The 22487-nt window shown below is 70.1% G+C and carries 17 protein-coding genes and 2 pseudogenes; 9 read left to right on the top strand and 10 right to left on the bottom strand.

Annotation, left to right across the window (positions count from 1 at the left end; translation table 11 throughout):
- Nucleotides 1-167 precede the first annotated feature (167 nt).
- Nucleotides 168-440, top strand: a pseudogene (locus ACZ3TS_RS26575) (4-hydroxy-2-oxovalerate aldolase); the annotation flags it as partial.
- A 72-nt stretch (nucleotides 441-512) separates the two neighbouring features.
- Here the strand turns inward: ACZ3TS_RS26575 and ACZ3TS_RS26570 are convergent.
- Complete coding sequence (locus tag ACZ3TS_RS26570; protein ID WP_467622500.1) at nucleotides 513-1217, bottom strand: hypothetical protein; 705 nt, start codon at nucleotides 1215-1217, stop codon at nucleotides 513-515.
- 507 nt (nucleotides 1218-1724) lie between these two features.
- On the opposite strand from ACZ3TS_RS26570, the gene ACZ3TS_RS26565 reads away from it, so the two are divergent.
- The 5 genes from ACZ3TS_RS26565 (at nucleotide 1725) to ACZ3TS_RS26545 (ending at nucleotide 7363) form a co-directional block, all read left to right on the top strand.
- Nucleotides 1725-2114, top strand: a complete 390-nt coding sequence (locus tag ACZ3TS_RS26565; RefSeq protein WP_467622497.1) for a lipocalin-like domain-containing protein — start codon at nucleotides 1725-1727, stop codon at nucleotides 2112-2114.
- 119 nt (nucleotides 2115-2233) lie between these two features.
- The gene (locus tag ACZ3TS_RS26560; RefSeq protein WP_365294272.1) at nucleotides 2234-3109 is read left to right on the top strand and encodes a fumarylacetoacetate hydrolase family protein; all 876 of its coding nucleotides are present in this window, start codon (nucleotides 2234-2236) and stop codon (nucleotides 3107-3109) included.
- 63 nt (nucleotides 3110-3172) lie between these two features.
- A complete protein-coding gene (locus ACZ3TS_RS26555) occupies nucleotides 3173-4096 on the top strand; it encodes a VOC family protein (protein ID WP_467622493.1) in 924 nt (307 codons plus the stop codon).
- Between the two features lie 30 nt (nucleotides 4097-4126).
- Nucleotides 4127-5767, top strand: coding sequence for a bifunctional 3-(3-hydroxy-phenyl)propionate/3-hydroxycinnamic acid hydroxylase MhpA (gene mhpA, locus ACZ3TS_RS26550; RefSeq protein WP_467622490.1), 1641 nt, complete (start codon nucleotides 4127-4129; stop codon nucleotides 5765-5767).
- Nucleotides 5768-6082: 315 nt separating this feature from the next.
- Entirely contained in the window at nucleotides 6083-7363 is a 1281-nt protein-coding gene (locus ACZ3TS_RS26545; protein ID WP_467622487.1) for a PucR family transcriptional regulator, read from the top strand.
- Nucleotides 7364-7716: 353 nt separating this feature from the next.
- On the opposite strand, the gene ACZ3TS_RS26540 is transcribed toward ACZ3TS_RS26545, so the two are convergent.
- The 5 genes from ACZ3TS_RS26540 to ACZ3TS_RS26520 are packed head-to-tail and all read right to left on the bottom strand — an operon-like array spanning nucleotide 7717 to nucleotide 14179.
- Nucleotides 7717-8340, bottom strand: coding sequence for a malonic semialdehyde reductase (locus ACZ3TS_RS26540; protein WP_362161436.1), 624 nt, complete (start codon nucleotides 8338-8340; stop codon nucleotides 7717-7719).
- On the bottom strand, nucleotides 8337-10466 hold the full coding sequence (locus tag ACZ3TS_RS26535; protein WP_467622484.1) for an acetoacetate--CoA ligase: 2130 nt from the start codon (nucleotides 10464-10466) through the stop codon (nucleotides 8337-8339). Before ACZ3TS_RS26535 ends, ACZ3TS_RS26540 begins: the two co-directional genes overlap by 4 nt.
- A 16-nt stretch (nucleotides 10467-10482) precedes the next feature.
- Complete coding sequence (gene mhpA, locus ACZ3TS_RS26530) at nucleotides 10483-12102, bottom strand: bifunctional 3-(3-hydroxy-phenyl)propionate/3-hydroxycinnamic acid hydroxylase MhpA (RefSeq protein WP_467622481.1); 1620 nt, start codon at nucleotides 12100-12102, stop codon at nucleotides 10483-10485.
- Nucleotides 12099-13037 (bottom strand): fumarylacetoacetate hydrolase family protein, encoded by a 939-nt coding sequence (locus ACZ3TS_RS26525; RefSeq protein ID WP_467622479.1) that lies wholly within the window; start codon nucleotides 13035-13037, stop codon nucleotides 12099-12101. Before ACZ3TS_RS26525 ends, mhpA (ACZ3TS_RS26530) begins: the two co-directional genes overlap by 4 nt.
- Nucleotides 13034-14179 (bottom strand): VOC family protein, encoded by a 1146-nt coding sequence (locus ACZ3TS_RS26520; protein ID WP_365294290.1) that lies wholly within the window; start codon nucleotides 14177-14179, stop codon nucleotides 13034-13036. Before ACZ3TS_RS26520 ends, ACZ3TS_RS26525 begins: the two co-directional genes overlap by 4 nt.
- Before the next feature lie 138 nt (nucleotides 14180-14317).
- Between ACZ3TS_RS26520 and ACZ3TS_RS26515 the strand changes: the two genes are divergently transcribed.
- Together ACZ3TS_RS26515 and ACZ3TS_RS26510 are read left to right on the top strand one after the other, a co-directional pair.
- Nucleotides 14318-14953, top strand: a complete 636-nt coding sequence (locus tag ACZ3TS_RS26515) for a TetR/AcrR family transcriptional regulator (protein WP_467622477.1) — start codon at nucleotides 14318-14320, stop codon at nucleotides 14951-14953.
- 30 nt (nucleotides 14954-14983) lie between these two features.
- Nucleotides 14984-15212, top strand: a pseudogene (locus tag ACZ3TS_RS26510) (IS5-like element IS4811 family transposase); the annotation flags it as partial.
- 98 nt (nucleotides 15213-15310) lie between these two features.
- Here ACZ3TS_RS26510 and ACZ3TS_RS26505 read toward each other — a convergent pair.
- The 4 genes from ACZ3TS_RS26505 to ACZ3TS_RS26490 form a co-directional block, all read right to left on the bottom strand.
- Nucleotides 15311-16042, bottom strand: coding sequence for an alpha/beta fold hydrolase (locus ACZ3TS_RS26505; RefSeq protein ID WP_467622475.1), 732 nt, complete (start codon nucleotides 16040-16042; stop codon nucleotides 15311-15313).
- 219 nt (nucleotides 16043-16261) lie between these two features.
- Nucleotides 16262-16912 carry a TetR/AcrR family transcriptional regulator gene (locus tag ACZ3TS_RS26500; RefSeq protein ID WP_467622472.1) on the bottom strand — a complete coding sequence of 217 codons (651 nt, stop codon included), beginning with the start codon at nucleotides 16910-16912 and terminating at the stop codon, nucleotides 16262-16264.
- A gap of 113 nt (nucleotides 16913-17025) precedes the next feature.
- A complete protein-coding gene (locus ACZ3TS_RS26495; protein ID WP_365294296.1) occupies nucleotides 17026-18072 on the bottom strand; it encodes a zinc-binding dehydrogenase in 1047 nt (348 codons plus the stop codon).
- Nucleotides 18073-18211: 139 nt separating this feature from the next.
- Nucleotides 18212-21427, bottom strand: coding sequence for a bifunctional cytochrome P450/NADPH--P450 reductase (locus ACZ3TS_RS26490; protein ID WP_467622469.1), 3216 nt, complete (start codon nucleotides 21425-21427; stop codon nucleotides 18212-18214).
- 239 nt (nucleotides 21428-21666) lie between these two features.
- Here ACZ3TS_RS26490 and ACZ3TS_RS26485 point away from each other — a divergent pair, with 239 nt between their 5' ends.
- Nucleotides 21667-22320 carry a TetR/AcrR family transcriptional regulator gene (locus ACZ3TS_RS26485; protein WP_467622467.1) on the top strand — a complete coding sequence of 218 codons (654 nt, stop codon included), beginning with the start codon at nucleotides 21667-21669 and terminating at the stop codon, nucleotides 22318-22320.
- Nucleotides 22321-22487 lie beyond the last annotated feature (167 nt).

The following is a 22487-nucleotide window of genomic DNA, read 5'->3' as shown; positions in this document are numbered from 1 at the left end:
CGCCCTCGCGTCGAGTGCTCGGCAAATCCGGCCGGGCCCTTGGCGACCAACAGTCATAGCCTTCGCCCCTGCAAAGTCGAACGCCCCGCGAGGCGTCTGAGGCGATGCCTGCCCCGCCGAGTGGCGCACGGGTTTCTCGTCCGCAGGCTGTTCATGGTCGCGGAAGCTGCGACCTGTTCCGCCAGATGGACACTGCCGACCGACATCGTCCGCCCCCCGCAGGCCCGCGAGGTGACCACGAGACGCTCGCCCTCGGGTACGCGGGCGTGTACTCCGGCTTCCTCCGGCACGCCGTTGCCGCGGCGCGCCGTCACGGCCTGGACACCCGGGCGATCCTTGTCGAAGCCGGCCGGCGCAGGACAGTCGGCGGCCAGGCGGACATGATCACGGACACTGCGCTCGACCTCGCGGCGGCCGGTTGCGTCGACTGGCGCGAGTGATCGGTGCGGTGGCTGTGATGGCCCGGCGGTGTCGGTGCCACCGCTGTCCACGTCACAAGACGGACGGCGATGTCAGCGGCTCGTGTCGGCGTCACCTTCGTCATTCGGAGGGTTGCCCTGTCTCCTGCCGCCCGGAGGGGAGCCGTCCCCGTGCTCTTCCAGCAGTTCGAGGAGCGCGGCATCCGCTCTCTTCTGGTCTTCCTTCGTCAGCTCGAGCGGTGCGTTGTTGTAGACGGTGTAGCGGTCTGGATCGATGATGTTGGCGGCCCGCAGGGTGAACGTCAGCAGGCGGCGCCACCCCTTGCGGTGGCCGACCCGCACCTGTATCTGGGCCTTGTAGTCACGGGCCTCCGGGAGGAATCCGGAAAACGGTGCCTCGAACTCGAGGAAGAGCTGTTGCGCTTCTCTGCCGGGCACGACGAACCCCGCCGGTAGCTTCGCCTCCTCGTCCGGCCCCGGTTGGAGCCGGGACGGTGAGGACACCCACAGGAGTGGCAGATGAGAGGCGGGCTCATCGGGGAAGGTCAGGATGAGGTCCTGCACGACGATCGGTTTGGGACCGGTGTTGTGCAGGACGAGAGGCAATCGTAGGCGTGCCGTGGAACCGTGGACGATCGCCGCGAAGGAATGAGGTTCCCACGCCTGCAGGCGTCCCTGTCGGGCGTTGAGCCACCAGAACGACGCGACGGTGAAGAGCAGTGCGCAGACTGATACCACACTGGCGCCGGTAAGCGATGAGGACGCGATCTGATCCGCCGCGACCGTCAGCGGAACCACAGAGTCAGTCTGCCAGCCCCGCCGTGGGCTCGCTAACAGGACGAGTGGCCGCCGACAGTCTCCCGGAACGGATCAGAGGCCGGGGAGGAGCACGAGATACCAGGCGATCAGTGCCGCGCACGCCACCGCGGGGACGAGCTGGTCAGCCCGTCGCCGTTGCGCACGCGCGTCGCCACGGTACCGGTGAGCAACAGCCCGGCACCGGCCAGGCATCCGCGCCAGGGCACGACTGGGCCGAGGTCACGCCGACGGCACCTGCGATTTCCGGCGTACCGCAGAGGCAGGTCGCTGAGGCGGCACTGGGTGCATGGGCGCTGGCAGCCCAAGACAGGCGGACCTTTTGTGTTCCGCAGACCGAGAGCGCGTGCTGTGGTCGCGGGTTGACTGCTCTGCGTGGACGGCAGGAGTCGGCCACTCGGCCCGGCCGCTCGGGCATCGCCGGGGTGCTCTGTGACGGGTGCCTGTCGCGGTCGGGCCGACGGTACTGGAGAACGGTGCGAGGCAGACATGGACAGCTTGGTCGGAGCCTGGGTACTGGAGGACTTCACCCTCACAGGTGGGGGGACGGTCGTCCATCCACTGGGGAAGCGTCCCGGTGGAGTGCTGCTCTACGCCGCTGACGGGTGGATGAGTGCGCTGCTGACAGCGGATCCCGACGACGCCTCGGCCGCGTCGCGGTTCGATGAGATGGCCGACGGGACCGTGGCGTACTCAGGACGCTGGGAGCGCGAGGCGGACGGGCCGGTCGTGCACCATGTGCAGGCCAGTCACTACACGCCGTGGAACGGGACCGCCCTGATACGTGATGTTCAGTTCAGCCCGGGGCGGCTGGATCTGACAGCTGCGGGGCCCGACGAGTCCGTGCTGCTCCTGCGTTGGCGACGGGCCGACGCCTGACGGTCCGACGGTGTGGGACCGGGCCGACCGCCCGCCGTCCAGCCGGAGCAGCGGCAACGACTGCTCGCGCGATCACCCTTTTGGTGCCTTTTTCTCTTTTCCTATGGAGGTGTTGTGACATGCGCACAGCCACGCTCGACAGCCGTCTTGTGCTCGTCTTCCCCGACGGTGCGGTGGACGTGGAGAAAGCCAGCAACGGGCTCTTCTCCTCGGACCCGCAGGCAGTCTTCGACCGCTGGGCCGAGTTCCGCGACTGGGCCCAGTCCGCGGCCGCGACCGGCCACGAGCGGATCACTGTGGAGGAGCGGAAGCTGGGCGCGCCGGCTCCGCGCCCGCGCCAGGTCTTCGGGGTCGGGCTGAACTACGCCGACCACGTGTCGGAGTCGGGGGCCGCCGTACCGGAGCGTCCCGCTGTCTTCACCAAGTACCCCACGTCCCTGACCGGGCCCTACGACACGGTCGCGCTGCCGAGTGCCCTGGTCGACTGGGAGGTCGAGCTGGTAGCGGTGATCGGCCGTGAGGCGTACCGGGTCGCCGTCTCGGACGCGTGGCAGTACGTGGCCGGCCTCACGCTCGGCCAGGACCTGTCCGAGCGCGCCATCCAGCTGCAGGGCCCCGCTCCCCAGTTCTCCCTCGGCAAGTCGTTCCCCGGCTTCAGCCCGACCGGGCCGGTCCTGGTCACCCCGGACGAGTTCGACAACCCCGACGACCTGGCGCTCGGCTGCGCGATCGACGGCGAGACCATGCAGGACTCGCGCACCTCCCAGATGATCTTCTCGGTGTCCCGGCAGATCGCCTGGATCTCGTCGATCTGCCCGCTGCTGCCCGGCGACGTGATCTTCACCGGCACGCCGGCCGGCGTGGGCGGCGCCCGGGACCCGCGCCGTTTCCTGGCCCCCGGCGAGGAACTGCGCAGCTGGATCGACGGCATCGGTGAGCTGCGCAATCCGCTGATCGCAGCCCCCAGCTACCCCGAAGGCCCGCAGGCCGTCTGACGCACGGCCCCACACCTTCCTGCGTACACCACCCGCACACTGAAGCTTTTCGAGGAGACTGCCATGGCCCTGCACCGCGTGGCACACATCACGATCGGCGTGCCCAATGTGGCCGCCACCTCGGCCTACTACGCCGATTTCGGGCTGACGGACCTCGGCGACGGCCGTTTCGCCACGGCCGACGGCGGTGAACAGCTCACGATCGTTCACGCGGCGCGGCGCCGCCTGGAGGAGCTCACCCTGAGCGCCGAGGACCAAGACGACCTCAGCCGCATCGCCTCCTCCCTGGGCCGGCTGCAGGTGCCGTTCGTCCGGGACACCCACCGCCTGCGCGCGGTCGACCCGGGCACCGAGGTGACGGTGACCGTCGAGGTGCAGCCGCGCATCGTGCAGCCCCCGGCCGCGCAGGCGCCGTACAACGCTCCCGGGCGGATCGAGCGGACCGGCGAGCGTGCCCCCGGCGTGCTGCGTGAGGGTCCGGTGCGCGTCCGCCGCCTGGGACACGTCGTGCTGGGCTCCACCAACCAGGAGGCTTCCCAGCGCTTCTTCACCGCAGGGCTCGGCTTCAAGATCAGCGACCAGACGGCGGACGCGGCGTTCCTGCGTTGCTCCACCGACCACCACAACGTCCTCGTCCAGAAGGCCCCCATCTCCTTCCTCCACCACACCTCCTGGCAGGTGGACGACGTGGACGAGGTCGGACGCGGCGCCACCCGGATGCTGGAGGGCCACCCCGAGCGCCATGTGTGGGGTCTGGGCCGCCACCAGCTGGGGTCGAACTTCTTCTGGTATCTCAAGGACCCGGCCGGCAACTTCTCCGAGTACTACTCCGACATGGACTGCATCGTCGACGACCAGCTGTGGACCCCCGGCATGTGGGAGGACGCCCGCATCGCCCTGTACAACTGGGGCCCGCCCGTCCCGCCGTCCTTCATCCGCCCCGAGGACCTCGCCGCACTGATGACCGGCGCGCACGACGCCGGCTGAGAACGAACGCAAGAAGAAGTGGAAGCACCAATGCGCACCTCTCCCCGTGGCCTCGCCGCGGAGGTCTACGACGTGCTGGTCGTCGGCGCCGGTCCGGTCGGGCTGGCCACGGCCGTCCAGGTGGCCACCCGAGGCTGGCGGGTCGGCGTCGTCGAACGCTGGCCGCAGCCCTACCCGCTGCCGCGCGCGGTCGTCTTCGACCACGAGGCCGGCCGTATCCTGGCGTCCTTGGGGCTGGACATGGCCGCCATCAGTGAACCCGCCATCGAGTACGAGTGGCGCAACGGAGAGGGTCAGAAACTCCTCCGTTTCGACTTCTCGGACACCAGCCACTCCGGCTGGCCCAGCGCGAGCGCCTTCAACCAGCCCACAGTGGAAGCGGCCCTGCAGGAGCGCGTCCGGTCGCTGCCGGGGATCGACGTCCTGCGCGGCTGGGAAGCCGTCAGCGTCCAGGAGAGCGCCACGGCCGTGGACGTCACTGTGGCGGAGACCTCGGGAGAGGAGCCCCTGCTTCGTGACGGAGTACGCGCGCAGCGCACCCTCAGGGCCACGTACGTCATCGGCTGCGACGGCGCCAACAGTTTCATCCGGTCCTGCATGCAGACCTCGGTCACCGACCTCGGCTTCAACTTCGACTGGCTGGTCCTCGACGTCATACCCCATGACAAGGACCGCGACTGGACGCCACGGAACCTGCAGATCTGCGACCCGTTCCGGCCGACCACCGCGGTGGTCGGCGGCCCGGGCCGCCGTCGCTGGGAGTTCATGCGCCTGCCCGGCGAGACCATGGAAGAGCTCAACCGGATCGAGACCGCCTGGAAGCTGCTTGAGCCGTGGGACCTGCACCCGGGTAACGCCACCATGGAGCGGCACACGGTCTACACCTTCCGGGCGCGGTGGGCGGACAACTGGCGCGAGGGCCGTCTGCTGCTGGCCGGGGACGCGGCCCACCAGATGCCGCCGTTCGCCGGGCAGGGCCTGTGCTCGGGCCTCCGTGACGCCATCAACCTGAGCTGGAAGCTCGACCTGGTGCTGTCCGGAAAGGCCGACGAGGCACTGCTGGACACCTACACCACCGAACGAAGCCACCATCTGCAGCACGCGATGCAGGCGTCTGTGCACCTGGGGAGGGTCATCTGCGAGCCGGACCCGGCCGCGGCCGCCGAGCGCGACGCCCGCATGCTCGCCGACGCGCAGGCCGCCCGCGTACAAGAAGGAGACCCGTTCCTGCAGACCTTCGTCGACGGACTGCTGGACATCGACCCCACCGGCGCCCGGGCGCAGCCGACCGGGCATCTCAGCCGGCAGGGGCGGGTGCAGTTCAGGGGCCGTACCGGCCTGTTCGACCAGACCGTCGGGATCGGGTTCACCCTGCTCACCACCGGTGATCCGCGTGACGGGCTCGACGAGGACACTCTGGCGTGGTGTGACGAGGTCGGGCTGCGCCTGCTGAGGATCACCGACGAACCGGCGGCGAACGGCCCCGACGACGTCGTCGATCTCGACGGCACGTACCTGGCCGACCTGGCCCGTACCGGCCTTGAGGCCGCGCTGGTGCGCCCCGACTTCTACGTCTTCGGCGGCGCCAAGAGTACGGCCGACGTCCCGCGTCTGGTGGACTCGCTGCGCGGCCGGCTCAGGACGGTACCCGCCCCGGAGCCCACCGCCTGAGCCGCCGGCGGCACAGCCGGTGCCCAGGGCCGGCCTCTCCGAGGACGGCCACGCGTGACACGGTCGGCGCTGCGCGCGCCGCCCCGTGCCGCCGCGCGCAGTGAACAAGCCCGGCCGGAGAACAGGTGCGACCCTCCCGGCCGGGCAGAGCGCCCCCTGCCGCCGACCGCACGGCGGCGCAGCCGGCGGTGGCGCCGCCGCCCAACTCGCCGGAGATATCCTCTGACCTGAGGGGATGCGGTGAGTGGCCTGCTCGCCCGCCTCCCCGGTGACGGAGGGACGTACAGAGTAGTGACGGGACAGTGGATCCAATGGTTGCGGCCGGATCCCGACCGCCCCAGCGAGTCCGTCGTGTCGGCGGCGGAGCTGGCCGCGGCACGCACTGAGCTTGGCCCGGCCCAGGTCGAGTGGGCGCTCCAGAGTGCCGACGCCATCGCGGAGGACGTCCTCAGGAAGGTGCCCGAGCACGGTGGTAGTCCCGCCGCCGTGACCACCCTGCGACGAGTGGCGCAGTCCACGGTGCTGACGGGCCTGCGCCTGATGGCGTCCGACTTCAAGGAGCCCATCTCCACCCTCAGCGAGGATGCGCTGGAAGGGTGCCGGGAGTTCGCGCGCCGCGGAATCCCGCTGGAGCTCATCCTGCGGGGAGTGCGTCTCGGGCACGCGCGGCTGGCGCACGGCATGGCACTGGCAGTCGAGGCACATGTCGAAGCCGACCAGCGCATGGCCGAGATGCGCCCGATCGAGGAGCTGCTGTTCACCTACGTCGACGCCCATTCGAGCGTGATGGCCGAGGAGTACATCGCCGAACGGGACCGCTGGCGCGGCAGTGACGAAGCCGCCCGCCGCGCTGTCATCGACGAACTGCTGGCCGGCCGCCCGGTCGACCAGGAGACCGCCGCGAGCCGTCTGCGGTACGACCTGTCCCGCACCCATGTGGCCGCGGTGTTGTGGGGCGACGACACCGCCACCGCGGCGCCTGCCGCGGAACGGCTGTACCACGCGGCCTCCAGCATGGCCCGAGCCCTGGAAGCGTCCAGGACGCTCATCATCCCGGCCCATGGGAACAGTGTGTGGGCGTGGTTCGCCGTCACCGGCGAGAACGCCGAACACCCCGTCCGGCACCTGCGCAGCTCCCTGCCCGAGCCGACGGGGGTGCGTGCGGCACTCGGCCCGCCCGCGCCAGGGCCTCGCGGCATGCGCCGCAGCCATCTCGGAGCGCTGCAGGCACAACGGATGGCCTTGCACAGTACGGATTCCTGCCTCTGCGACTACCAGGACATCCGCCTTGCGGCCCTCGTCACGGCCGACTCCGAACACGCCCGCTGGTTCGTACAGGAGGTGCTCGGGCCGCTGGCCTCCGAGGGAGCCCGGCTGCGGGAGCTGCGCGAAACCCTGCGCATCTACCTCGCCGAAGAGCGCAGCCTCCGCACCGCGGCCGAACGTCTGCACATCGCCCGCAACACCGTCACCTACCGCGTCAAACGTGCGGAGGAACTGCTGCCAGCACCCACCGCAGCCGGCGGCTCACTGGAACTGCGCGTAGCGCTCGAAATCACGGCTGCCTGGGAAAACGGCACGTCGGCCAGTGGCTGACCTGCGTGGTGATCGCACGAGGGGACCAAGTGGCCTTGCGGGCCGGGCGGCATGTTCGTGGTGGCGGCGACCAAGGCCACGCGGACCATCTCGCCGTAGCGGCGCGGTCGGCGCGAGTGGCGTCCTTCAGGCTCTCCAGCTCGCGCGGATCGGCAGCTCGCAACCGGGCGCCAGGGTGGCCAGGACTCGGACGGTCGCGTCCCAAGCGTCCGTCACAGCCGCCTCGGGCGGGAAACGGGCGCCGGTGCTCGGGAGAGCACCGGCGCCCACGGCATGGCACCTCTCACCTCTACCCCGGCCGGCTCGGATCGCTCGGACTCCGGGTCCTACGCGACCAGGCGGCGGCAGTGCCGTCAGGCCCAGGCGACGGCGTCCTCGACGGACACGCGGGGCAGGCGCGGGAACCACGGGTCGGCACCGGGGTGACCGATGTTGACCACCAGATGCGAGCGCCAGCTGGTGCCGGCGAAGAACTCCCCGTCCACGCCGGCTCGATCGAAGCCCGCCATGGGACCGGCCGCGAGGCCCGCCGCGCGCACCGCGAGCAGGAACACCCCCGTCTGCAGCGCCGAGTTGTAGGCCGCGAGGACCTCGCGCTTCTCGGTCTGGTCGGCGAACGCCGCTCGCAGCATCTCGCCGCGGGCCGGGAAGACCGTCGGCATCTGCTCGTGGAAGTCGACGTCGTAAGCCAGGACGGCCACGGCCGGCGCCTGAAGCGTCTTGGCCCTGTTGCCCTCGTCGAGATGCCGGACCAGTCGCTCCTTGCCCTCGCGGGTGCGCACGAAGAGCACCCGCAGCGGCTGGCCGTTGGCGGCGCTGGGCGACCAGCGTGCGAGTTCCCAGATCATGGCGAGTTCGTCGTCGGTGACGGCAACCTCGGCGAAGGTGTTCGCGGTGCGGGCCTCGGTGAACAGCAGCTTCTGCCCGGCGTCGTCAAGGACGTCGAGGGCCTGCGGTACCTGGTCGGTGATGCTCACGGTTTCTCTCTTACTTCGGTGTTGCGGATGGTGTGGTGCCGGGGCGGGGTCTCCGCCCCAGCGCCACTCGGGCGGGACAGGGTCTGTGGAGCCAAGTCCCTGGCCGAGGTCATGTGAGGTGTGGACCGCGTGCTCCGCTCCACGCCCAAGCTGGCGTAGAAGTCGATGAGTTCGGGGTTGTCGACCGCCGCGGGGTTGAGGACCTGCCCGGCGGGGGCGCCTTGGAGTAGGCGTTTGACGGGAACCTCGAGCTTCTTGCCGGTCTTCGTGTGCGGGATGGCCGGCACGGCGAGGATCTCGTCCGGGACGTGGCGGGGCGAGGCGCCGGTGCGGATGGCGTCGCGGATCTTCTCGCACACGGACTCGTCCAGACCGACCCCGTCGGCGAGGACCACGAAGAGCGGCATCCAGTAGCCGCCGTCGGGTTCCTCCGCACCGATGACGAGGGCCTCGGTGATCTCGGGGAGGCGTTCGACGATGTCGTGGATGTCGGCGCTTCCCAGGCGTACGCCGTTGCGGTTGAGGGTGGCGTCGGAGCGGCCGTGCACGATCACCGATCCGTGGGAGGTGTGGGTGATCCAGTCGCCGTGCCGCCACACGCCCGGGTAGGCGGTGAAGTAGGCGTCGCGGTAGCGGCTTTCGTCGGGGTCGTTCCAGAAGTACAAGGGCATCGACGGCATCGGGCGCGTGACGACCAGTTCGCCGACCTCATCGACGACCGGCCGTCCCGCGCTGTCGTACGCCGCGAGCGCCACGCCGAGGTTGGGGGCCGACAGCTCGCCCGCCCACACCGGGGTGGTGGGGGAGCTGCCGGCGAAGCCGGAGACGATGTCGGTGCCGCCGCTGGTGGAGGCCAGTTGGACGCCTGCGCCGACGTGGTCGCGGACCCAGGGATAGGCGGAGGCGGGCAGGGCGGAGCCGGTGCAGCCGATGACGCGGATCGCCGAAAGGTCGTGCACGGCGGGGTTGATGCCCAGTTTGGCCATGGCCAGCAGGTATTGGGGGCTGGTGCCGAAGACGGTGACCTTGTGGCGGGCCGCCAGCTCCCACAGGACGTCCGGGCGTGCCACCGGGGCGGGGCTGCCGTCGTAGGTGCAGGTGGTGGCGCCGGTCAGCAGGGTGGAGACGATCAGGTTCCACATCATCCAGTGGGTGGTGGTGTACCAGAGCAGGCGGTCTCCGACGCCCAGGTCGCAGTGCAGGCCGAGGGTCTTGAGGTGTTCCAGCAGGACGCCTCCGTGCCCGTGGACGATGCCTTTGGGCAGGCCGGTGGTGCCGGAGGAGAAGACGATCCACAGCGGGTGGTCGAACGGAACCGGCGTGAGGGTGAGGTATTCGGTGCGGGTGGCGGCGTCTTCCCAGGGCACCGTCAGGCCGGTGTGCTGGGTCTCGGGCCAGGTGAGGCCGAGGTGGTCGACGAGGACCGTGGCCTTCAGGGACGGAAGGGCGTCGGCGAGGTCGAGGGAGGCTGCGCGGCGGTCGTGGCGGGTGTCGTTGAAGAGGTAGCCGTCCGCGGTGATGAGAACGGTCGGTTTCAGTTGTGCGAAGCGGTCGGCTGCCGCCTTGGGGGCGTAGTCCTGGCCGCACACGGACCACACCGCGCCCAGGCTGGCGGTGGCGAGGAAGGCGATGACGGCGTGGGGGGTGTTGGGCAGGTAGCCGACCACCCGGTCGCCTTGTCCGACGCCCAGGTCGCGCAAGGTGGCCGCGACGGAGGCGACCTGGGCGCGGAGCTGTCGGCCGGTGATCTCGTAGCCGGCTCCTGTCTCGTCCAGTGCGGTGATCGCGGGGGCGTCCGGGTGCAGGTTGCGCAGGGCGTGATGGGTGTAGTTGAGGGTGGCGCCGGCGAACCAGCGGGCGCCGGGCATGGTCTCCTCGGCCAGCACTCGCTCGTAGGGAGTCTCCGCGTCGATGTCGAAGTACTCCCACACCGCCGCCCAGAACCCTTCCAGGTCGGTGACGGACCAGTGGTGCAGGGCCTGGTAGTCGCCGGGGTCCTGGATGCCTTCGGCGCTCTGGTGCCGGGCGGCCCAGCGGGCGAAGTCCGCGATGCGGCTGTGCGCGGCCGAGTTCGGGTCGGGAGTGAAGAAGGGTTCCGGAGACGGCGCGAGGTGCGGGGTGGTCATGGTGTGGTGCTCCTGGTCAGGGGACGGGCCGGGCGTCGGCGGTACGGCGGGCCGTGTGCAGCAGGGCGGCCCAGGCGACGGTGTCCGTGAAGTCGCCGGTGCCGGCCGGGACGGTGTCCGTCACGACGCGGTCGGGGCGCAGCAGGACGGCGTCGGCCCGGCCGTGTGCCAGCCAGCGGGCCAGCGTGCCGTCGTCGTCCAGGTCGTCGACGTGGATCGTCTGGGCGTCCAGTGCCGTGGCCACTGCCGTCATCTGCGCCGTGGGCGGCACGGCGGTGAGGACGGCGAAGGAGTCCCCGAGGACGTCATCGAGGCGCACTCGCCCACCGTCATGCCGTACCCAGGGCTGGGGGCAGAAGGTGCCGGCCAGCACGCGGCCGGTCAGCCTGGGGCGGCGCCGTACGAGTGGGCCGGCGGCCAGGGCGGGGCTGAGGTCACGGCTCACCGCCTCGGTCACGCCGGGGATGCGACAGACCGCGCCCACCACGGCCCGGCGGAACGCCGCAGCGCGGTCCTGTCCGCCGGTCATGGCCCAGCCGACGGCCACCGCCACGCGGATCGCATGGCGGGCGTGCGGCTTGCGCTCAAGCTCGTAGGTGTCCAGCAGGTCCTCGGGTGCACCCTGTCGGAGCACGCGGGCGAGCTTCCAGGTGAGGTTGTAGGCATCGCGCAGGCCGGAGCACAGACCCTGCCCGACGAAGGGCGGGGTCAGGTGGGCGGCGTCGCCCAGCAGGAAGACATGCCCCGTGCGCCACCGGTCGGCGAGACGGGCCTGGAAGGTGTACTGCGCCTGCCGTATCACCTCGAAGTCGTCGCCCTGCGAGGCCGGCAGGTCCACCCAGGGGGCGACCAGTTCACGCAGGCGCTCCCATCCGTCCGGGCCGTCCAGGTTCTCGTCGTCGGCCAGCCGGAACTCCCAGCGGTAGCGGTCCTCGCTGACGCGCATGAAGGTGGCCGGCCGGGTAGGGCAGCAGATCTGCTCGGCGCCTTCCCAGGTCCGCACCGACCGGCTGGTGCGCACGTCGATGACCCGCCAGCTCTCCTGGAAGTGCAGATCCTCCCAGACGGCGCCGATGGCCTCACGGGTGAGACTGCCCGCACCGTCGCAACCGAGGACGGCATCGGCCCACAGGTGCTCCTCCTCGTCACTGCCGCCACGCCGGAAGGTGACCCGGACGGCACCCGTCGGATCGTCGGGTGCGCCGGTGTTCGGCGTGTCGGACTGGGTGACGGAGACGACCTCCACCCCGCTCCACAGCTCGCATTCCGGGCGGCGCGCCAAGGCGTCCCGCAGCAGGCGTTCCAGCTCGGGCTGGTTGAACATGCTCAACTGCGGGAAGCCGTGGAGTCCGTCCATGACCCGCGGGAATTCGGCGATCACTCGGCGCCGGGCGTCCAGCAGCCGCAGTCCGGGCGCCGGGCGGGCCAGAGCGGCGAATTTCTCGTGGACACCGACGCTCTGCAGGATCCGGCGGATCTCGTCGTCCACGACGACTGCGCGGGGCAGGGGGTAGATGTCCCGGTGGCGTTCGAGGATCAAGCTGGGCACTCCGTGCCGGGCGAGCAGGAGGGCTGCCGTGACCCCGACGGGTCCCCCACCGATGATCACCACCGGTCGCCGGGATGCGGCCTTCATACGGCGTCCGTAACGGGGGTCCGCTGCTCGCCGAGGTCGATGCGTCCATCCGGGGTGGCGATCGTGGCGGTGATGAGGTCACCGCTGTGCAGGTACTTGGGGTTCTTGGCCTGGCCCTTGAAGAATGCCTTCCACTTCAGTGCGGGTGGCAGCAGGGCGGCGATCTTCTCGGCCGCCTTGGGCGGGGCCTTCAGGGCTGTACCGCCGGGTGTGCCGGTGAGCAGCAGGTCGCCCGGGTCGAGAGTCTGGAAGCGGGCGAGCAGGGTGAGAGCCTGCGCCGGTCGTACGATCATGTCGGCAAGAGTGCGGTCCTGGCGCGGTACGCCGTTGACGTTCAGCCGGAGCCGCAGGTCGATCAGGCGGGCGAAGTCCTCGGGCTCCAGCAGGGCCAGGTACGGCCCCGTCGGGGTGAAGGTCGGGTAGGACTTGCTCTCGTAGAACTGGGTCTTGGTCAGCTGGACGTCGCGGGCGCTGACGTCGTTGGTGAGGACGAGCCCGGCGACGTACGAAGGCAGGTCCCGCTCCTCCAGGACGGTGCCCACGGGCAGCGGCGCGCCCATGACGAGGCCGAGTTCCACCTCGTAGTCGAGGAAGTTCACGTGCGCCGGGCGAACGATCGTGTCATGGGGGCCGCTGACCGAGCCGGACGCCTTGCGGAAGAAGGTGGGCGGGACGTCGCCGCTGAAGCCCGAATCCTTGGCATGGCTGCGGTAGTTGACCATCTGAGCGACCACCCGGCAGGGGGCGGTGACCGGAGGCAGCGGCACCAGGTCGGCCACGGGCGTACCGCTGTCGCCGGAGGCAGCGGCCTCGCGGACCGCGTCCCGGTCGGCGAGCAGCTCGGCGGTGGTGACCGCCTTGGTCTCGATGCGGACGGCGTGTGCGTCCCGGACGACCCACCAGCCGCCGGTTGTGCGCAGAACGTTGGTGCTCATGAGCTCATCGCTTTCATCAGGCCCAGCAGGCGTGCGGGGTCGAGTTCGTTGTCGTCGCGCAGGGCCGTCATGACCTCGCGGAGCTTGGCGGGGGAGGGGTTGGTGCCCAGGAAGTCGCGGGTGACGGGCGGGCCCCACTGGGCCAGGCCGCTCGCCGACATGGGCGCCCAGCCGGGTTCGAGGTCGCAGGAGAACAGGTCGCCGTCGGCGAAGTGCTCCAGCATGAAGCGGTCGGGGTCGCGCCAGTAGTCGAAGAGCTGGCTGCCCTGGATGTGCCGGCCGATGCCCCAGCTGCGCCGGTAGCCGCGCTCGGCCAGGTACTCACCGCCGGTGGCGATCGCGTCGAGATCGGTGACCTGGTAGGCGGAGTGGACGTAGCCGGTGCCGGGCCCCAGGTGCAGGGCGAGGGTGTGGTGGTCCACGGGGACGCTGCCCTGGTCGCAGCGGATGAACGCCATGGTCGGCCCGCGCTCGCGCTGCCCGTCCAGGAACAGGAAGTCGGACACGATCATCCCGAGGGTGTCCAGGTACCAGTCCAGGGCCCGCGTGAACACCCGGGTCTCCAGCACCACGTGACCGAGCCGCTGGATGCGCGAGGGCTCGCGGGGCGGGCGCTGGGTGGTGTTCGTACGGCGGGGTTCCGTGCCGGTGTTGAGGAGCAGCGGCGGCTGCTCGGGCAGCGCGGGCAGCTGCTCGGCGCAGTGCACGACCCGGACCGGGAAACCGGAAGGGTCGAGCAGGGCGACCGCCTGTCCGCCACCGGGTACGTCGATGTCACGGACGTCACTGCCGGTCGTGCGGGCCAGCCGGTCGAGGTCGGCCCGCTCGGCGGCGCGGAACGCCGGCCCTGTGAAGCGGGACGCCTGCCCACGCCGGATGACCATGCACGGGGAGCCCGCGAAGGTGCCCCGCAGCCACAGTTCCCGCTCGGTGCGGGCGGCGGTCGCGAACCCGAAGTCGCGGGCGAACACCTCGGCCCGGTCCAGGTCCGGCTTCTCGAACTCCAGCCAGGCCAGGTCCGCCACCTTGATCACGGGATTCCGGGACCGCCCGGGGTGCTCGCCGCGCAGGGCGCCCAGCTCGCTGTGGAGATCTTGGTGGGGCGTCAGAGGACCGCCCTTGTTGACGGAGATGTGGGACATCGTGCCCTCCAAGCAACACTGCCGTAATGAGGAAATCATCAACTCTGCCATTACTCGTCGTCAATAGAGCAGAACCGAAGAATTGATGGAATCGTCAGACGTGGCGATGTCATCGACACGGTTGTTAGACTCAGTGGTATGCCGACGTCAGCCCCGCCCCGCAACCGTTTCGAACGGCGCCGCTCCGAAACCCGTCAGGCCCTCGTCCGCGCAGCCCGGCAGATCCTCGCGGAGACCGGGGACACCAGCGCCAGCATCCAGGCCATCGCCGAGCGCGCGGACGTCGGTTTCGGCTCGTTCTACAACCACTTCGAGTCCAAGACGGAGCTGTTCGACGCCGCGGTGACGGACGCCCTGGAGGAGTTCGGCCAGGTCATCGACGAGCGCGTGCAGGGCATCGACGACCCCGCCGAGCTCGTCGCCGCGGGTTTCCGCCTCGCCGCACGGATGGCGGACTCACACCCCGAACTCATGCGGATCCTGCGCGACCGCGGCCTGGCCCACGTCCACTCCGATCGCGGCCTGTCCCCACGAGCGCTTCGTGATCTGCAGCGCGGCATCGCCTCGGGCCGCTTCACCGGCACCGACCCGACCACGGCCCTGTCCGCTCTGGGCGGGACCCTGCTGTCCCTGGTGGCGCTGCGGCTGGACCGCCCCGAGCTCGACGGCGACGAGGCCGCCTCCGACCTGGCCGCGATGGTCCTGCGCATGCTGGGCCTTTCCCCGGAGGACGCGCACGAGGTCACCCGGCGCCCGCTGCCCGATCTCGCCTGAGGGTCCGGCGCGTTTGTGGCGCCGCCGTTGGCAAAGAAGCATTTCGATCTCACCGTCGAGACCCTCGGCCGCCTGAAGGACACATCAGGGTTCGGCCTGTTGCCCCGTTGCTGGGTCGTCGAACGCTCCCGGGCCTGGACGATGAACGCCCTACCCTCATGCGAACGCCCGCCGTCATGCGAGAGACCACGAACGGCACATCCAGCATTCGGGGACCGTGGCCACAACGAGGCCCCGCCGTCTGCGGCGCGAGCGCCCGCCTGCTCTGCGGTATGCGCGGCGGTGCGGGAGCCCTCCCGTGCGCGTCGGGCGGCACGGCGCCAGCGCCGCCCGACGCGCACCGACGGGCGCGCTTGGTCACCCCCTGGAGGTGCTCCAGTGTTCCTCGAGCGCGGCGGCGACCTCGGCCGGCTTCTGGATCGGCGTCCAGTGGCTGCTGTCCAGCCTCAGAAAACGGGTGGCGCGCACGGACGCAGCCATCTTCTCGCCGAACTCGACGGGGCAGACGGGGTCGAACGCCCCCCAGAACACCAGGGCCGGTTTGTCCAGGTCCGCCAGATCCGGTTCCCACTCCGCACCGACCGTCAATGCGGAACGGTACAGCTTGAGAATGCTGTCGCGCATGGTCTCGTCCACGCGGCCGGCCGTCTGTTCGGCCAGCTCAGCCGGGATCTGGAGGTTGTCGGTCAGGTCCTTGGCGAACGCGGTGGCGTCGTACTCCTTGGCCCAGCGGTCGCCGGCGACCGGGTCCTGCCACAGCTTGGCCAGCGGATGCCAGACGTACTCGGCGCTGACCGGACCGTTGCTGCCGGCCCACGTGCGGATCAGATCCGGCCGTACGGACGCCAGGCGTGCGGTGAGGAGGCAGCCCCAGTCATGGCCGACCAGGTCGACCGGCTCGCCGATTGCCTCCAACCGCTCGATGAGCCAGGAGACGTACTCCTCCTTGGTGCAGTGGAAGCCCTCGGGTCGCGGCGAACCGAAACCGGGAAGGTCCCAAGCCTCCACGTCGCTGCGGGTCAGGTCCTCGCGCACGCCGTCCCACACATGGTGGGTGTCGGGTACGCCGTGGATCAGAATGGCGGGCATGAATGAACTCCTACAAGGGTGAAACTTTCGGACAGAAGCGAAATAGCGACACGGGGAGGGCTTAAGACGCCGATGCCTCGTGCCACAGGCACGCGCCTTGGCGCCGACGTGGACGGGACCGAGTGGCACTGACCGTGCAGCGTGCGGTAACGGCTGTGGGCTGTCCGTCCGGATCGCCGGGCCCGCTCGCCCACCGCAGCCAGGCGGTCTTCCGCCATGTCATAGCCGCATCAGAGCCGCTTGCTCACGCAACACGGCTCGAACCCGGCGCGAGGCGATCTGCGGTGCTACGCCGGCGGCGACGAGGAACGCGGTCGCCGCGGCCTCACCCGTGGGGTCCGCCCAGGTGGAGGCGGAGTTTTCCTCGGCGAGGGCCAGCATCAGGGCTTCCAGCGCCTGGGCGAGGACAGGCGCGGGCACGTGATCTGCGAACACGCCGGCATGCTGGCCACGTCGTATGGTCGCGATGGCCTCTTCGCGGGCCGGTGCCAGGGTAGCGCGGATCGCCTCCTGTCCCCGATGGCGGCGGCCGAAGGAGATGAGCATGCGGTAGTGGTCGCCCACCGCCCATGCCGTCAGGGCCATCCGCGCCATTGCCTCCAGCGGATCAGCACTGGGGATACGGGTTGCGGCGAGAGCAGGCTGAAGCGCCTGGGCTGCTTCCTGTGTCAACTCGGCGATCAGCGCTTGCCGGTTGGCGAAGTGTCCGTAGAGGGTGCGCCGGGCGACGCCGGCCGCCTCAGAGATGCTGTCGAGACTCGCGTCGGGGTCGTCCCGCAGTTTCTGCCGAGCAACGGCGAGGATGCGACTGCGATAAGAGCGAGCGTCGCTGCGCTGCGGGGTGCGGCGCGGGGCGTCGGTCGTGTGCATGGCTCCATCTCCACGAGTTCTCGCTGGCGGGAAACCGTGGGCGCCGGTGCTCCCTCACGCACCGGCGCCCACTCACCCCTGCCCAGGGTGGCTTGGTGTCCTGCTGACGGGCGTCAGGGGACGAGGATGAGGCGGATCGGGTCGCCGATCTTGTTCTCCAGACGGCTGACCGCGTTGGCCGCGTCGATCAGCGGGATGTGGTCGGTGATGGAGGGGGCCAGGTCGAGACGGCCGGCCGCGGTCAGCTGCACCAGTTCGGAGACGGACTCGGGGCTGCCGCCGTAGTGGCCGCGGACCTGCTTCTGCAGGTAGTTGAAGGTCAGGCCCTCGGTGATGGTCAGCGGCCGGGGGGTGATGCCCACCAGGATCAGCGAGCCGCCCAGGCCGAGCACGGAGGCGGCCTGGTCGCGGACGGCGGGCACACCGGCGCAGTCGAAGGCGAAGTCCAGGCCCCGTCCGCCGGTGGCCGCGCGGACCTGGTCGGCGAAGTCGGGGGCCGCCGGGTCCAGCGCGAGGTCCGCGCCGAAGGCCAGCGCGCGCTCGCGGGCGCTGGGCAGCGGGTCGACGGCGATGATCGGGGCGGCGCCGACCAGGCGGGCGAGGCGTACGTTGTGTGCGCCGACGCCGCCCACGCCCCAGACGCCGACGGACTGGGCCGGACGGACGCCCGCGGTGGCGACGACGGCGGCGTAGGGGGTGGAGACCGCGTCGGGGATGATCGCCGCCTGGTCGAAGGGGAGACTGTCGGGGATGGGGATGAGGGTGTCCTCGCGGACGACCACGTACTCGGCCCAGCCGCCGTCGTAGTCGATGCCGGCGGTCAGCATCTGGGTGCAGGGCCGGCGGCGCACGCATCCGGCGCACGTGCCGCAGGTCTTGCCGGCCTCCAGGGTGACGCGGGTGCCGACCGGCAGCCCGCGCTTGAGGTCGGGGCCGAGTGTGTGGATGACGCCGGAGACCTCGTGGCCGACGGTGACCGTGTCGGAGGTGGCGAACAGCGGGACGAGGGAGCCGTCGAGCAGGTGGACGTCCGAGAGGCAGACGCCGGCGGCCTTCACCTCGACGAGGACCTCGCCCGGACCGGGTACGGGGATGGGGACCTCTTCCACGGCGAACTTCTTGCTGTCCAGGTGGAAGCGTCCGGCGAGCATGGTGTCCATGACGATCTGCTTTCTGTGAGCGGCACCGCCCGACGGTTCGGGACATCGGTGCCACAGGGTCTCTGCATGGCTTGTGGTGGCCGGGAGGCGTGCGGGGAGTGGCAGGACGGGGCCGCACGCCTCCCGGCGTCTTGGGGGATCAGGCGAAGACGTCCTGCTGGTAGCGCTCGTCCGCCTCCAGCTGGGCGAGCCACTGCTGGGCGGTCGCGTCGTCGCTGCCGGTCTTCTGGCGGTGGATGGCCGCGAGTGCCTCGCGGACAGCGGGTGCCATGCGGCGGCCGTCGCCGCAGACGTAGATGTACGCGCCGTCCTGGATGGCCTGCCAGACGGTGTCGGCGGCGTTCGCGATGGCGTTCTGCACGAACCGGGCCGGGTGGCCGGTCACCGCGGAGAAGGCGGTGTGGATCTGTGCGATCCCCGTCTGCTCCCAGTCCTGCATCTCCTGGCGGTAGAAGTAGTCGTGCTCCGGGTGGCGGCAGCCGACGAACACCTGCGACACGCCCACCTGGGTGCCGTTCGCGTGCTGCGTCGCCCGCTCCTCCAGGAATCCGCGCAGCGGTGCGATGCCGGTGCCGGGGCCGATGAGGATCAGCGGGGTGGCGGGGTCGGCGGGCGGTGCGAAGGTGGGGGAGGGGACGCGGACGTAGCCGTAGACGACGTCCCCGGGCTCGAGAGCCGCAATGTAGGCGGAGCAGGTGCCGCGGTACTGGCCGTCGCCGGACAGGGCCGGACCTTCCAGCAGGCCGACGGTCAGGCGCACATGGCGGGGGTTGGCCGACGGGGCGGAGGAGATGGAGTAGAAGCGCGGGCGGATCGGGCCCGTCATCTCCAGGAAGACCGCCAGCGGCAGTTCGACGGCCGGGAAGCGCTCCAGCAGGTTCAGCACCGAGATGCGCTTGCCGAGGATCTCCTTCTGGTAGCGCTCCTCGGCCTCCTGGGTGTCGGCGGTGTACGCCTGGAGCTGCGGCCGGGTCCACGGGCACTCGGTGTGCTCGGCGAGCGTCTGGATCTGGGAGCGGGTGGCCACGTCCTGGAGCTCCAGGAACTCGGTGAGCAGGATGCCGGCGGTGACCGGGGTGCCCACCGGCAGGTGCGTGCGGCCACCGGTCGGCATGTCGAGCCGGAGCACCTGGTCGTAGTCGACGCCGAGCCGCTTCAGTGCGCGCTCCACCAGGGCGAGTTCGTTCTTGGCGAAGACGGCCAGGTGGTTGCCGGTGTCGTAGGTGACGCCCTCGGGCAGCTCGACGGTGATGGACTTCGCGGACGGGCGCGGCGGCTCGATGCTGAAGTCCCAGAGGCCGGTGGCGTCCGCCACCAGCTCCTCGTTGGCCACCACCGTGAGCGGGTACGCCTGCTCGGAGACGATGGCGGGGCGCACGTCGGACTCGGTGAGCAGCTGTACCTGGTAGCGCGGGCCGCTGGCCTGGGAGGTGTCGGCGGCGTACTCCTCGGCCAGGGTGGCCCACAGGTTGTCCATCCAGCGCGTGGCCATGCCGTCGAAGTCACCGGCGGCGTCCGCGACGCCGCGCTCCACGATCGGGGTGGCTCCGGCGGCCAGCAGACCTTCCTCGATCCGCTTGGGGAATGCCTGGTAGGTGGCCACCCATTGGGTGTTGCCGGCCCCCAGCAGCGCGAACCGCACATCCTTCAGCGAGCCCTCGGGCAGCCCGGCGGCGAGCAGGTTGTCGAAGCGCTGGGCGTTGTCGGGGGCCTTGCCGTTGTAGCTGGCGGCGACGACGGCGAGCAGGCCCTCGGTGGGCAGGTTGTCGCCCAGTTCGTCCAGGCTCACCAGGGTGGTGCCGAAGCCGGAGCGCTCGCTGCGGTCGGCGATGGTGCGGGCCAGGTCCTCGCAGGAGCCGAGGCTGGAGCCGTAGGCGACGGTCAGGTTCACGCCGACACCGCTGACCTGCGCCTGCTCGTGGGCCTCGTCGCTGTCCAGGGCTGCGACGCTGAAGACGGCCCGCTCGTGCTCCTGACGCTGGCGCACCACCAGTTCGAAGTCGCCGGGCTTGCGGGTCAGCGCCTCGCGGACGTCCATCTTGTAGTCGGTGGTGTCGGAGAACTTGAACTTCTGCAGCACCAGCGCCAGGGCCAGCTTGGCCTCGGTGAGCGCGAACTGCCGGCCGATGCAGGCACGACGGCCGTTGCCGAACGGCTTGTAGGCGTGCTGGTGGTGCTGGGCGCGGTTCTCCGGCAGCCAGCGGTCGATGTCGAACTCCTCGGGGCGGTCCCACGCCTTGGGGTGCGTGTGGAGCGGCCCCATCAGCAGGTTCACCTTCGTGCCCGCCTTGAGTTCGTACTGGCCGCCGATGACGGTGTCCTCGATCGGGGCCTTCATGATCTGCGGGATGGGAGCCCACAGGCGCAGGGTCTCCTCCAGGATCCGCGGGATGACGTCCATCTTCATGATGGTGTCGTAGTCCGGCACCGTGTCGCCTGGCAGCATCCGGTCCACCTCGGCGTAGGCTTGGGCCAGCACGTGCGGGTTGCGCATCAGCGAGTACGTGGCGAACGCCAGCAGACCGCTGGTGGTCTCGTGGCCGGCGATCAGGAAGGTCACGACCTGGTCGCGGACGTTGTCGTCGTCCAGCGGCTTGCCGGTCTCCGGGTCGGTGGCCTCCAGCATCAGGCCCAGCAGGTCGTCCTCACCGCTGGACTTCCCCTGACGGCGCTCCTTGATCACATTTTCGACCAGGTCCCGCATCAGCTGGATGTTCTCGTGGTACCGCTTGTCGTCGTCCACCCGCAGCGCGGTCATCGACGGCAGCTCCTGCGTGCGCCGCATCGACTCGGTCAGCGCTTCGAGGATCGCTTGGAGGAAGGGGTGCAGCTGCTCCTTCTCGAAGGAGTCGAACCGGTAGCCGAACCCGGACAGGGCGATGGTGTCCAGGGTGAGCCGGGTGTAGTCGTCGGTGATCTTGACCGGCTGGCCCTCTCGGCTCTCCCACTTGCCGACCAGGTTCTGGGCGATCTCCAGCATCTGGCCGAAGTAGCCCTTCATGGCCCGCTGGCTGAACGCCGGCATGAGGATCCGGTGCGCCATACCCCAGACCTCTTCGTCGTCGGCGGCCGTGAACAGGCCGGTGCCGGTGTAGTCCCGGACGTGAGTCAGCGGCGCGAAGATCGACTTGCCGAAACGGGTCTCGTCGGAGACCTCGGTGATCAGGTCCGGGTCGTAGACGAAGACGTTCTCCTGGCCGGCGAGGTCCACGCTATAGATGCCCTCGGGGAACTGCTTGGACTGCTCGGCGAAGTACGCCACCGGGTTAGTGTCGGGTATCTGCGGCTGGCCCAGAATCGGGATCCCGTGCGGGGACCGGATGGGGCGAAGGTCGTTCGCGGAGTGCGTGGTCATGTCTTGCTCCTCTGCGTGGAGGGGTGGGCAAGGGCGCGCTGCGCAGGTCGATGCCGTGGCGCCGTACGGAAACATACGCCGTATGGAATAGAACCATACGCGGTACGGAAAGCAAGGTGCAACTCGGACGGAGGTGCGACCGTTGTGGCGACGATCAGTCCCATACGGTGTATGGAACTGATATCGTACGTGGTATGGAAAAACCGAGGCGTCCCCCGCGGGGCACAAGGAAGAGAGACGTGCCTCTGACCGAGGCCGGGATCTATGCCGCCGCCCTGCGGCTGATCGACGCGGACGGTGTCGAGGCGCTCACCATGCGCAAGCTTGCGACCGTGCTCGACGCGAACCCGATGTCGCTGTACCACCACGTGCCGAACAAGGAAGCGGTGCTGCGCGGCGTGACGAGAATGGTCGGAGCCCAGTTCCGCACCGTGACGCTCGAGGACGCCCCCTGGCAGGAGCGCATCCGTCTGCTCGCAACGGACTTCCGGACCCTGGCACACCGTCACCCCAAGCTGATGGCCTACTCGTTCAGCCACCAGCCCGACTTCATCCAGCCCGACGACCCCTTCTGGACCGCGCTCACCACGATCGTGGCGGCCGCCGGCGTACCGCGGTCGAAGGCCCCGGAGATCGCCGCGCTGATCGCCGCCGTCGTCATCGGTGTCCTCGCCGCCGAACTCAACGGCTCGCTCCACCAGTGGTCGACCCTCAAGCCCTCCGGCTTTGACGACGGTGAGGACGGGGAAGGAGATGCAGATCCTGGCTCTGCGGACGTAGTTCCTGAAGCCCCTGACCAGGACCACATGTTCCGCCTCGTGATGGACACGCTGATCACGGGTCTGGAAAGCCGGCTCACCGGCGATCGTGAAGGCCGGGGCGCCGGCCTTTGAGTCAATCCTCCTGAGGCGCTTCGCCCCAGGCGCCGGCCCCTGAGCCGCGTCCGCAGACGGGCGATCTCAGGCTTCGACCTGCGGGAGCCACCCCCCGTCACATCGGGGTACACCGCCCGGCGGGGTGGCTCCACAGCCTCCGCACGGCAGCTGCACCGACGCGTGAC

This window comes from Streptomyces sp. NPDC022910 (genome assembly GCF_055561075.1).
This window is presented reverse-complemented; position numbering and strand designations above follow the sequence as displayed.